Source organism: Paenibacillus sabuli (genome assembly GCF_014705605.1).
Classification (GTDB): domain Bacteria; phylum Bacillota; class Bacilli; order Paenibacillales; family Paenibacillaceae; genus Paenibacillus_D; species Paenibacillus_D sabuli.
In genome coordinates this window covers 80640-91652 of record NZ_JACXIZ010000015.1, presented here as the reverse complement: position 1 = coordinate 91652, position 11013 = coordinate 80640, and the positions used below count along the sequence as shown (strand labels likewise).

Here is an 11013-nt window from a genome sequence, read left to right as displayed (position 1 = left end):
CATCGCAGGCAAGGGATGGCTTGCTCGCGTCGACTTCGGACGCCTTATTTGGTCACTGGCAGTGCCGTCTGTATGCCGAGCTGCTGCGCCGCCCGTTGCGCGAGCAGGCGCAATTGCTCGATCTCAAGCCGGTCGGTCGCCGAGAATGCTTCGGACGCTTGGACGCGCGTTTCCAGTTCCTTATAGACGCCTTCCAGCGACAGGAAGTATTTGGCGTTGACCGGGTAGAGCTGCTTCTCAATGAGCGCAGTCAAGCTCAGTAGCGCGGCCAGCTCCTCCGCTTGCCGGGGCTCGGCCTGCCAATGACGCGTCAGCCAGACATATAGTTCAGGATGGAAGTTGGCCATGATGCCGCTGTAACCGGCCGCGCCCATCTGCAGCGACGGCAGCAGCGTCGCCGCGTTGGCGTTAAAAATTTTGAGCGCCGTGCCTTCCACCGCCTCCAGCTTGGCCCGGATCAGGCTGACATCGCAGCTCGTGTCCTTGAGGAAGCGAAAGCGACCCGTATCCGCACAAGCCCGCAGCAGATCCGAGGAGAGCAGCCGCTTGTAAGGATAAGGACATTCGTACAGACCGAGCGCAATATGCGCCGGCAGCTCGGCCAGCAGACGCTCCAGATTGCGCAGCCAGATCGAATCGGACTCATCCAGCGCAGCCAGCCGATTCGTAATCAGCACCAGTGCGTCGACGCCGGTGTCGGCCAGCGCGAGCAACTCCTCCACCTGATCCTCGAAGCGTCCGGATACATGGCCCGAGGCGATAACCGGCACGCGGCCATCGGAATATTGACGCGTCAGCGCAGCCAGCTTCACCCGCTCTTCGAGGCTCAGAAAGAACATTTCGCTGGATTGGCAGACGGCGAACAGACCATCCACCCCGCGCGCGATATACCACTCTACAGTCTGGGCCAGCACCTTTTTATCAAGCTCCCCTTGCGTCCCAAAAGGTGTAATCATTGTCGGCCACACACCGTTGTTTATTGCTTTCATGTGCATCCGCTCCCTTGATATTTTTGTTAAAATGTTTTGCTGAAACGATTTACTAAAACGTTTTAATAGCAGTATAAACGGCTTCTTGTTCTTCGTCAACCGCGTAGTCATGCACGCTCGCACACGCCCACGAGGCGGCCACGGCTGCCAGTCCCAAATCAAGGCTAGCCTCCATTCCGCAATCGGTGGCACCCCAAGGCTGAAGGCTGCATCACAGCAATTTCACAGGTTTCTTACTCATGCATCACAGGAATTCACAAGCCTCCGACTCATTCATCACAGGGATTCACAAGCTCTTGATTCATGCTGCTTCACTGGATCGAATCTCTTCCTGATTGCGTGCGCATGCCTTGGGATTCACACGGTCCACACCTCGGCATCGAATCCTCGATGTAGGCAATGGGTTTGAACAAACGCCTCGCTGTAATGGACTGAGAGACGCTTAGCGAGGCTCCCGGTCCTTCCAACCGGCTCAAACGCTCGCTAAGCGTCGCTAGTGACCGTTACAGCGGTTCCGTCCGCACTGCTTCTCCTGTCAGCGCGGGTTCTTCCGCCCGCGCCAGTCCGCCGCGCTGAAGTGCCGCCTCTCGCCAGTCCCCCCATAGCCCCTGGCACTGGATCGGCCGAGCACATGGCTATGGCGTATGGCTAAGCATATAGCTGCGGCATTGACTATAGCATATGGCTGTAATGTAGGTTGTAGCGTGCAGCCGCCGCCTATGGCTGTAGCGTAAGCCGCGACGTCATCGGGACGAGTCTGTGCCTCCGCAAGACCCGCGAACGACGATGCGGCTGTCGAACATGCGCGTGAGCGGCGCCTGTGTCTGGTGGTTCATGACATGAAGCAACTGCTGCAGGCACTGCTGCGCCATCTCCTCGACCGGCAGATGGACCGTCGTCAACGGCGGCTCGGTGAAGGAAGCGACCTGATCGTCGTCATGCCCGACGAGCTCGATCTGCTGCGGCACCTGAAGGCCGCGCGTGCGCAGCGCGGCCAGCGCGCCGACCGCCATCTGATCGCTGAGCGCGAATACCGCCGTCGGCGCTTGATCGGCGCTGTCCAGCAAGCGCAGCATCGCCTCATAGCCGCCCGATTCGGAATAATCTCCGGCCGCGATGCTGTGCTCCGGCACGTCCATGCCGCATTGCGCGGCGGCGGCGAGGAAGCCCGCGCGCCGCTGTTCCAGCGCCGAGGAGGACAAGGCTGGCACGAGCAGACCCGCCCGCCGGTGCCCGCGCCCTGCCAGCAGTTGCGCGACCGCCTCGCCCGCGCGCATGCTGTCCACATTGACCCAGGAGTAGCGCCTCGACCCGCGCAAATAGAGCACGAGCGGCACCTGAATATCCGCTTGCTCCAGATAGGCCTGGTCCTGCTCGGTCAGGTTGGTGATGATTGCGCCGTTGAAGCGCGTCCCGGTGATGAGCGAGGCGGCTTGCTCCAGCTTGGTGCCTTCATATGGCTGAACCATGAGCTCGTAATCCGCCTCGGTCCGACGCAGCTCTTCCTGCAATCCCTTGAGAAAGCGGCCGATCAGCATCGCCCGCGCGTCGAGCGCCCAGAACAGCGCGATGATCGGCCGCGCCGCTTCGCCGCTGCTGCGCAGCCTGCGCGCCGCTATATTGGGCTGGTAATTAAGCTGCCGCGCCGCCTCCGTTACTTTCGTTCGCGTTGCCGCGGATATCCGATACTGCTCGGCTTTGCCGCTGAGTACAATCGAAGCCGTTGCCGGCGAGACGCCCGCGGCGGCGGCTATTTCTTTGATACTGGCCACAGCTGCCCGTCCCCCTCCTGTTCTACTAGCCTGTACGATTCTTTCCAGTATACCAAAAAGCAGACCGTTGCCCACCCCTTCGCAGCTTCGCAATCGGTGAGAAGTCCGCAGCCCGACATTGTGCTAGACTAAGGTAGAATCGACTAATGGAAGGATGGATGCATCGTGGCAATTCTGAAGCCGTATATTCTGTCAAGCGCTGCCAGGGAACAGGGAGTTTTCTACACCGAGGCCTTGGGCGGAGAGGCGGTGTCCGTGCTGACGCACGGCGAGGTGATGGGCGCACAAAGCGAGATGAAAGACAAAATCATGCATATGTGCATCCGGGTCGCCGGCGACAACTACATCTTCCTGGCTGACGCGATGGCGCCGACATCGGGCGGCAGCAACCTCGTGCTTTCGGTGGAATTTGCAGCCGTTGAGGAGGCTCGCAGTGCCTTCGCCAACCTGGCCGAGGGCGGCCGTGTAACCTTCCCGCTGGAGCTGCAGCCGTTCGGCATGTATATCGGACAATTGACGGACAAGTACGGCATTGGCTGGATGATCACAACCGAGCAAAAAGCGTAACGGACGGGAAAGGCAATCAGCTTGCGTCGCCTCCGGAGGACGGCGTAAGCCGATTCGCCTGGAATACCGTTTCGCCTTGACCTAAACGGTCATGCAGCGCATGACGGACCCGCATTGGCGCCCTGGCTATCATAATCGGCGCTAGCTATAATAATAGAACTTGTCTTCCTTTCCCTTCCACCGCCAAAACGAACTGGAAAATCCAATGACCACGTACGTAACCAGCCAGATCACATGCGAGCTGTTCCATTGACCCGGATACAGCGCATAGCGCGCCTTATCTTCGAAATAATAGTTGACGATCAGCCAGATGCCAAACAACAGAGCGCCCAAGATCAAGCCGCGGGACAGGATGTAGCGCAGCTTTCCTTTGCTCCGTACGGCCGCCCACTTGCACATGAATTTTCGCTGCCTGTCGCTTATGTTTATTTCTTCTGCCATGTCCGGCGCCCTTCCTCTCCTCTTCATCCTTCCCTTTAGTATAGCAAGGTTGGTGGCGATATGGATAGTCAAGCAAGAATTGTGGAAGTTTTGCATGCATGTATGCGGATTCATGACAATCCGGCGTTCCCACTGTCCAAGCCGCCTGTTATACTATCAGAAGGGTTGGAAGAAAAGTATGCATTTAAGGAGTGGATATCATGAGTAAAGTCGTCATCATTTCGGGAAGTCCGTCCCCCAGCTCGCGGCTGAACGGGATCGTGCAATACGCCGAGCAATTTCTGGAGCGCGCCGGATTCGTCCCTGAGCGCATCACTGTCGTCGAGCTGCCGGCGGAAGCGCTGATTCATGCCAAGTTCGGCGATCCGGCCATCATTGCGGCCAACAAGCTGGTCGAAGAAGCCGATGCCGTCATCGTCGCCACGCCGGTCTACAAGGCATCCTTTACCGGCGCCATCAAGACCTATCTCGATCTGCTGCCGCAAAAAGGACTGGCGGGCAAGGTCATCCTGCCGCTCGCACTCGGCGGCACATTCGGCCACTATCTGATGCTCGACTACGCGCTCAAGCCGGTGCTCTCCGCCCTGGGCGGCAGCAAAATTCTGAGCGGCGTCTTCGTGCTCGATACTCAGGTCGACCGCACCGAGGATCTGCAATTCAGCATCAACGATTCGCAAATTATCGAACGCCTCGACACGACGCTGCATAACGTAGCCGCCGAGCTGCGCGTAGATCTGACGCTCTGATTGATCGTCGGCCTGAACAGGCTATGCTTGCCGCAAAGAAGCTCCTGTGGGGCGTTGTACTCGTTATTTTGTGCGCTACCGCTGGTGACCGTTAAAACATCGACTTAGGAGGACAGAGGCCATGCACCTGTATGCATCTGTCCTTTGACACAGACTCCAGGCTCTAGATGCCGGGCGCATGTCGTCGGGCTCTGGCAACGTGGTGAAAAAGTGCCAAAGCGTCCGAAATTGCGATGGAGAAAAGCCTATGATTTCGAAGTTCCGCCAGGCAGCCGCCCGCTAGCGATCGGTCTCGGCGCGCCGCTAAGGCAAGCGGCGGTGCAGCGCATGCAGCAGCCGTAGGAGCTGGCCGAGCGGCTCGCGGCCGACCGAGATGCGCAGCGCCGCTTCGCCTCCGTTCGCGCCGCTGACCGCATTCATGCGGAACGTGTCGAAGCCAAAGCTGCCGCCCGAGACAAGATGCTCCTCCTCCGGCACGCTGGCCGTCGTGCGGTCGACCCAGCGCTCCACCTGCTCCTGCCGCTCCAGCCCCGGCAACCGAATATAGAACACCGCCCCGATCCAGGGCGTCTCGCCGATCCGGTACAGCGGCGAAGGATCGACGGTGCGCGCGTACGCTTCGATTCGTCCCGAGCGGCGAGCATACGTCAAGTAGGCATCGACCCACCAGGCATTGCGTCCGAGGCGTTCGAGCCTGGCTGCCACGCGCGCCCAGTCCGGCTGCGGCAGCTGGCGCACGACGCTTGGCTCGGCGCCGGCGCCGAGCAGGCCCGCCAGCGCCTCCCATGCTTCGCGGCGCTCCGACTGCCTGAGCCCGCGCTCCGTCACAGTCAGGTAGCCGATGCTGGCCATATCGAAGCCGTACTGCAGATACTTGATGCCGCTCTCGACGCTGATCAGTACGATATGCTCCGGCAGCTCCGCCGCATAGCGGGCGAACAGCGGGTTGGCCAGACTCGTCAACGTGCGGTCGACGATCACATACATCGGCTCGGCCTGGCGATGGTTCGCCAGCGCCTGCATGAGCCGCTCGAGGGGGACCGGCGGCCGCACCGGATAGCTCATCCCGGGGTCCACCAGCAGACCGCCGATCCGCTCGCCCGCTTCGATCCGGGCAATCAGCTCGGCAGAGGCAAGACATTGCGGCCGATCCAGCAGCAGCTCCGTCAGCTCGACACCTTCTCCGTAGAAGCCCTCCTGCCAGTAAAACGGCGCCTGCTGACCGGTGAAACGGCGATAGCCGAGCAGCGCCAGCTCCAGCGCCTTCATACCGGAAGATACGGTATATCCCGCGCACGGCAGGTCCTGCTCGCCCGGGCAATCGTAGTAGGCCTGCAGCACCTGTCGCTCGTACGCCTTCACCACTTCGCTGCCATAGGCGCGAGTATAGGTCCCTTGCTCGGACTGCGCATAGCCGCTCTCCTCCGGCACGCCCGGCTCAGGCGGCTTCGTTTTGACGCACGGCGTCTGCCAGTCGCTGCCGGCCAGCACGCCGCCGAGCTGCTTGTAGAGGGTGCGCAGCTCGTATTTCAACGCGAGGAATCGGTTCCACTCGCACGCCTCCGGCGCGCGGCAGCCGGCTTGGATGCTCGCTTGCAGCCGCTCCAGCCGGGCCCGGAAGGCGTCGCCCAGCTGCCTGGAAAAAGTGTCCGCGGGATACGCTCTCCCGTAGGCTTCCAGCTTACTGCGCACCCCAGCCAGCAGCCACTCCAGCTCGTCCAGATCGGCCTTGCGATCGCCGCGCTCGATCGCCTCCAGCTCGGCCGGCAGGCGCAGCGTCTCGGCGGCGAACTGCTCCGCCCAGTCGAATTCGGCGATCAACTGCTCTTTTTGCAAGTGATTCATGCTTGCTCCTCCTCTCGGCATCGGACCCGTCGGGATGCACTCTTCATCCTATATAGCCGAGGAAGGAGGATTTCAAACGCGATCGGCGGCGATGATCAGAAACATCGGCCGGCGCAGCTCGTCCCGCATGCCCGGCACGTCCATCAGATGCGCGGCGGGTGCCGGCTCCGCGACCTCGCGCACGGCAAAGCCCGCCTGCAGCAGCAGGTTCATGTACGCCGCCACGGTGCGGTGGTACTTGACCACGTGCGAGCCGAGGAAAGACGTCTCCCGACTGCCCTGCGTCTGGTACTCGTCGACCGGCCAATGCAGCCGCTCGCCCTGCGGGCCGTAATGCCAATCCTGCGCAGCCCGCGCGGTGAAGATCGGATGCTCCACGGACAGCACGAAGCGTCCGCCGGGAGCCAGGCAGCGCTGGACGCGCGCGCATACGGCTCCATAATCCTCGACATAATGCAACGCCAGCGAGCTCAGCACAACATCGAATGCCGCTTCTCCGCCGTCCAGATCTTCGATCGCACCTATGTCTTCAATCGCGCCCAAGCGATACTCGATGCGCGAGTCGTCACACTCGGCCCGCGCCCGCTCAAGCATGCGCTCCGACAGATCGAGGCCGAGCACGCGGGCGGCGCCTTGCTCCGCTGCATAGCGGCTATGCCAGCCGAAGCCGCAACCCAGATCCAGCACGCGCTTGCCCGCGAGCTCGGGCAGCATGCCGCGCAGCACCGGCCATTCGCCCGCGCCCTCCAAGCCTTGCACCGAGCGCGGCATTTGGCTATACGCCTTAAAAAAAGAAGCGTCGTCGTATTGATTTTGTTTCATGATTGATCCCCCAGTCCGTCAAGCGTACCACCTCGGCCGCACGCGCTCGAAGCCGTCGTGATCGTCCATCACGCCGCCGATGCGCTCCAGCATCGCATCCAGCTCGCCCGGCACCGTCTCGGCCGTCCAGACGGCCGACGAGATCGTGCACATCGCGACATACAAGGCGTACCGCCGCCAAAAAAGCGCGTCAGGTTCGCCTCCGTAAAAATAGCCTCGAATCTGGCCCACCGCATAAGGCACGCTCAGTTGGCGGCAAAAAAAGCCGAGCTTCAGAAAATCATGCGCCGGATCGCCCCAGTCGTAGCGTTCAAAATCGATAACACCGGCTAATTTCCCATTGCGTAAAATCAGGTTGTTCAAATGAAAATCGTCGTGCTGAAAAACGTTGGCGCTGCCGTCCATGGCATCCAAATTCGTTGCAATCCAGTCGAGCACGCGCTCGCCGCCTGCGAACCGTACCCCGAGCCTGCGATAGCGCTCCGCATACGAACGATGCTTGGCGATTTTGCGCTGCGCCCAGCCCGGCACGTCGGCGGGCGCGCCGATGCTGTGCATCAGTCGCAGCTGCTCGCCCGCCTCGCAGCCGATGCGGTATTGGGTCAGAGGCGGGTACGCGCCGATCTGCGCCTCGCCGTCTCTGCCTTCGATATAGCGCAGGAGCATGTAGCCGTTGTCCCCTTGCTCAAAAGCGCCCAGCCGCACCGGCCGCGAGCAGCGCACGTCCTTGCCCTCCAGCGTCCGCAGCAGCTCGAATTCCGCCGCGCGTGACGGCAGCGTCTGACGGTCGAACAGGCGCAGCAGGTACGAGCTGCCGTCAACCAGCGTCGCGCGGAGCTTGATATCGCCCGAATACCCCTTGTCAATCGGCTCGATCGCCACACAATCTGCCAATTCCGGGATCGCAGCGGTCAGCTCGTTCGCGCTTGGAATCGCATGATCAGCCGGGTTCATGTGTCTGTCTCCCTTCATTGCAAGGGCGGCCGTCTCGGTCGCTCTTTGTTTTTGTTCCTTCCCTACTCGCGGTTATCATCGCCCGGCTTATAGTTCGCTGCGCCGCCGATTTGCGACAGGGCGGTCGTATCCAGATTCAGATTGCCATCTTGATTGTATGTAGCCAGCGTAATTCCGCTCATATTTTGAATCGTGTGGCCATGCGCCTGCAGCTGTTGGGCCAGCCAGTTTTTGGTTTTGTGCAAATACTGCAGATTTTGTTCAACCAATGATCCGTCGATGATGAGCGGGACGGGGATGAACGTCGGGGGTGGAGACAGCTGCAAATCGGCAGGCTGAACCGGACGTTTCGCCGCTTTTGGGATGACGCTGATATGCCCCGAGCCCTCCATCAAGCAAAGCGAAATATCCGCGCAGTTTTCATATCCTTTGATTCGCAGCTGTTGAATCAACTGCTCCACCGACAATTTCGCATGCTTTAAGCCCTGCTCATCAATATCTCCCCCTCGTATGAGCACGGTTGGGCTCGAGGAAAGCCATTTTTTAAAAGGTTTCACGAGTTCCAGTCGAAGCAGAACCAAATAAACAAGCACGACGGCAAAGGAGTACCAGATGGCGACCTCCAATCGTTTCGTGACGATCGGTTCGGATATGGAATTCCCCAAAATTAAAACAATGAGCAGCTCAAAACTGGTCATTTCGGCGACGGCTTTTTTTCCAAGCAACCGCAAAAGCAGATACCCTGCCAAAAAAACGGCGATTGGCGTGCATACAAACTGATAAACAACACTCATTCCTTCGCCCTCCTTTTATGCAAAGGATGCCAAATCACAGTTGCGAGTATGCAGCGTGCTTATGCTAATCCGTGAATAGGCGGGGAACGGAATTCAAATGCTATAAAAAATGCGATTCGGGAGGTAGAAAAATGACCATTGCACCATTGCGGCAGCAAAATTCAACCGGCTTCCGCTTTAGGCACGCCCATGTACAAACGTATACGCGCGCCGCCCAGTGCGCCGCTCATTGAAATGCGCTTGTCGCTTAGCTTTATTGTATGGCTGTTACTCGCAGGCACCGCAGCTTGTGGAGTGCCGGATGTCGATCGCTTGGATCGCCACGTATCTGAGCTCCGCTACACCATCCAACAAGCGCGTTGGGACGAAACGGAAGAACTGTTAAGTCGGATCGACGATGATTTTCAATATGTGAAATTAAATCATCCCGTCTCCTTGGATCACAAATTTGAAGACACGCTTTACGAGCTGGAGATGAAAACGGCCGTGCTGGATCAATCGAAAGCATTGAAAACATGGGAGAAGCTAGCGCAACTGACGGATCGCCTGCATTGAAGCGGCGCTCGGTCACGCTGGACACGCGTTCAGCGCTCCGGACGCCGCATCCATGTCGAGCGGACATAGGCCACCTGCAGCCCGGCCCGCTCCATATTGCGGTGGCTGGCCGACAAAAAAGCGCATTGTCCGGCGACGAGGCTGCAGCCGCTGCTTGCCGCCCTGTTCAGACGGTGCCGCAACAGCAGGCCGTGCAAGCCCCTGCCCCGATAAGCCGGCATCGTCCCGGCAAAGGTGAGCGAGGCGACGCCGCCATGCTCATACAGGACCGCTGCCGCCGCAGGTTCGCCCGACACCTCAGCCAGCCAGACGCTCCAGCCGGCGCGGCCGTGCAGCACGGCATTGTTCGCCGCGACAGGCGCGATGCCGCTCGCGGGCAGCCCGAAGGCCGCGCAATGAATCGCGGCATAGGCGTCATAGTCGCCTGCGCCCGCTTGACGAATCACTACGCCTGGCGGCAGTTGAAGCGGCTGCTCGATCGGCGGCCCGGCCATCGAGGTGTGATGCCCGGACGGAATAAAGCCTCTGTCCCCAAGCGCCTCCAAGAGCGGCGCGTCCACACGGGAAGGCACGAGCTCGAATTGGACCTTGCGACCGCGGGCGGCATAAAAATCGAGGATGGCGTCAAGCTCGCCTGCGTCGTCCGAAGACAGTCCCTTGACCGTATTGAAGCCCGGCCACGGCATCGTTCGGCTATACAGGCACAATGCCGAGCCGAAGCGTCTGAGTTCGATGCCCTCCGGATTGCCTTCGCGCTCTTGCATCGCCAGCAGCCGATCCTCGGTATAATCGACCTCCGAGCGCTCGATTGCGGCGATCGTCTCCGCCGTTGCCAATTGCATCTCCATCACGCTCCCTTTTGTTTAATCCTACCATCGAAAAGTCAGCCTCGTCCATAAGCGTCGTGCCGTTCTGACTGTTTCAGAACTTAATCCTGCGCTTTTTTTACCATTATTACTGGCAAATGACTGCCGACAAGCTGCTATAGGAAGTCATTGCAGGTTAAGAAAGCTGCAGCAAACGTATGATTTCGCCATCGATTGCTGCCTCACTTACCTTCTTGAATCCCAGTGCTTCATACAACGCTCCGGCAATCCGGTTATCCGGGCGGTGTCCGATCATGATTCGCTTGCATTTCATGGAGCGCATATTCGCGATGAGCTCATGCATGGCTGACTTTCCGAAGCCTTTACCTTGATGCTTTTCATCGATCATCAAGGCCGGTATCCAATAGTTTCCCTCCTCGTCCGGATGCTTGCAAAAAACAATAAAACCGACTAGATCAGTCTCCCAATATACTGCACGCAGTTCAAAATCATCCACAAATTTAGACTCAGCGATCCAATAAACAACAGGTGCCGGAAAAACTGGTTGTTGCTCGGGTTTAACTTTTAGTTTCGTACACGCATACCAGTTATCGGCCGACACGGGCTCAAGATGAATTCCCATTGAACGTTCCTCCTGAAATGGATGAATTTTTGAACAAAAAAACCGCAGAACTATCCTGCGGCATACGCAAAAAAAAATG

General features: G+C 59.2%; 12 protein-coding genes. 3 read left to right on the top strand and 9 right to left on the bottom strand.

Features of this window, described 5'->3' with window-relative positions; all coding sequences use genetic code 11:
• Positions 1-44: 44 nt before the first annotated feature.
• Both IDH44_RS09205 and IDH44_RS09200 read right to left on the bottom strand, forming a co-directional pair.
• Positions 45-989, bottom strand: a complete 945-nt coding sequence (locus IDH44_RS09205; RefSeq protein ID WP_190916909.1) for a dihydrodipicolinate synthase family protein — start codon at positions 987-989, stop codon at positions 45-47.
• Between the two features lie 743 nt (positions 990-1732).
• The gene (locus IDH44_RS09200) at positions 1733-2761 is read right to left on the bottom strand and encodes a LacI family DNA-binding transcriptional regulator (protein WP_190916907.1); all 1029 of its coding nucleotides are present in this window, start codon (positions 2759-2761) and stop codon (positions 1733-1735) included.
• 165 nt (positions 2762-2926) lie between these two features.
• Between IDH44_RS09200 and IDH44_RS09195 the strand changes: the two genes are divergently transcribed.
• The gene (locus tag IDH44_RS09195) at positions 2927-3328 is read left to right on the top strand and encodes a VOC family protein (protein ID WP_190916905.1); all 402 of its coding nucleotides are present in this window, start codon (positions 2927-2929) and stop codon (positions 3326-3328) included.
• A 141-nt stretch (positions 3329-3469) separates the two neighbouring features.
• Here IDH44_RS09195 and IDH44_RS09190 read toward each other — a convergent pair whose 3' ends face one another.
• Complete coding sequence (locus IDH44_RS09190; protein ID WP_190916904.1) at positions 3470-3769, bottom strand: hypothetical protein; 300 nt, start codon at positions 3767-3769, stop codon at positions 3470-3472.
• Between the two features lie 200 nt (positions 3770-3969).
• Between IDH44_RS09190 and ssuE the strand changes: the two genes are divergently transcribed.
• Complete coding sequence (gene ssuE, locus IDH44_RS09185; RefSeq protein WP_190916902.1) at positions 3970-4515, top strand: NADPH-dependent FMN reductase; 546 nt, start codon at positions 3970-3972, stop codon at positions 4513-4515.
• 303 nt (positions 4516-4818) lie between these two features.
• Here the strand turns inward: ssuE and IDH44_RS09180 are convergent, their stop codons facing one another.
• The 4 genes from IDH44_RS09180 to IDH44_RS09165 form a co-directional block, all read right to left on the bottom strand.
• On the bottom strand, positions 4819-6360 hold the full coding sequence (locus tag IDH44_RS09180; protein WP_190916900.1) for a hypothetical protein: 1542 nt from the start codon (positions 6358-6360) through the stop codon (positions 4819-4821).
• 72 nt (positions 6361-6432) lie between these two features.
• Entirely contained in the window at positions 6433-7182 is a 750-nt protein-coding gene (locus IDH44_RS09175; RefSeq protein ID WP_190916898.1) for a class I SAM-dependent methyltransferase, read from the bottom strand.
• Between the two features lie 18 nt (positions 7183-7200).
• On the bottom strand, positions 7201-8136 hold the full coding sequence (locus IDH44_RS09170) for a phosphotransferase family protein (RefSeq protein ID WP_190916896.1): 936 nt from the start codon (positions 8134-8136) through the stop codon (positions 7201-7203).
• Between the two features lie 62 nt (positions 8137-8198).
• Positions 8199-8930, bottom strand: a complete 732-nt coding sequence (locus IDH44_RS09165) for a DUF421 domain-containing protein (RefSeq protein WP_190916894.1) — start codon at positions 8928-8930, stop codon at positions 8199-8201.
• 138 nt (positions 8931-9068) lie between these two features.
• On the opposite strand from IDH44_RS09165, the gene IDH44_RS09160 reads away from it, so the two are divergent.
• Positions 9069-9485, top strand: a complete 417-nt coding sequence (locus tag IDH44_RS09160) for a hypothetical protein (RefSeq protein WP_190916892.1) — start codon at positions 9069-9071, stop codon at positions 9483-9485.
• 29 nt (positions 9486-9514) lie between these two features.
• Here the strand turns inward: IDH44_RS09160 and IDH44_RS09155 are convergent, their stop codons facing one another.
• Both IDH44_RS09155 and IDH44_RS09150 read right to left on the bottom strand, forming a co-directional pair.
• Positions 9515-10327 (bottom strand): GNAT family N-acetyltransferase, encoded by an 813-nt coding sequence (locus tag IDH44_RS09155; RefSeq protein WP_317890142.1) that lies wholly within the window; start codon positions 10325-10327, stop codon positions 9515-9517.
• 160 nt (positions 10328-10487) lie between these two features.
• Complete coding sequence (locus IDH44_RS09150; RefSeq protein ID WP_190916888.1) at positions 10488-10934, bottom strand: GNAT family N-acetyltransferase; 447 nt, start codon at positions 10932-10934, stop codon at positions 10488-10490.
• Positions 10935-11013: the final 79 nt, after the last annotated feature.

Coding starts and splice junctions, on each gene's coding strand:
- ssuE (WP_190916902.1), top strand. CDS start 3,970: ATGAGTAAAGTCGTCATCATTTCGGGAAGTCCGTCCCCCAGCTCGCGG.
- IDH44_RS09150 (WP_190916888.1), bottom strand. CDS start 10,934: ATGGGAATTCATCTTGAGCCCGTGTCGGCCGATAACTGGTATGCGTGT.
- IDH44_RS09175 (WP_190916898.1), bottom strand. CDS start 7,182: ATGAAACAAAATCAATACGACGACGCTTCTTTTTTTAAGGCGTATAGC.
- IDH44_RS09190 (WP_190916904.1), bottom strand. CDS start 3,769: ATGGCAGAAGAAATAAACATAAGCGACAGGCAGCGAAAATTCATGTGC.
- IDH44_RS09180 (WP_190916900.1), bottom strand. CDS start 6,360: ATGAATCACTTGCAAAAAGAGCAGTTGATCGCCGAATTCGACTGGGCG.
- IDH44_RS09170 (WP_190916896.1), bottom strand. CDS start 8,136: ATGAACCCGGCTGATCATGCGATTCCAAGCGCGAACGAGCTGACCGCT.
- IDH44_RS09165 (WP_190916894.1), bottom strand. CDS start 8,930: ATGAGTGTTGTTTATCAGTTTGTATGCACGCCAATCGCCGTTTTTTTG.
- IDH44_RS09155 (WP_317890142.1), bottom strand. CDS start 10,327: ATGCAATTGGCAACGGCGGAGACGATCGCCGCAATCGAGCGCTCGGAG.
- IDH44_RS09205 (WP_190916909.1), bottom strand. CDS start 989: ATGAAAGCAATAAACAACGGTGTGTGGCCGACAATGATTACACCTTTT.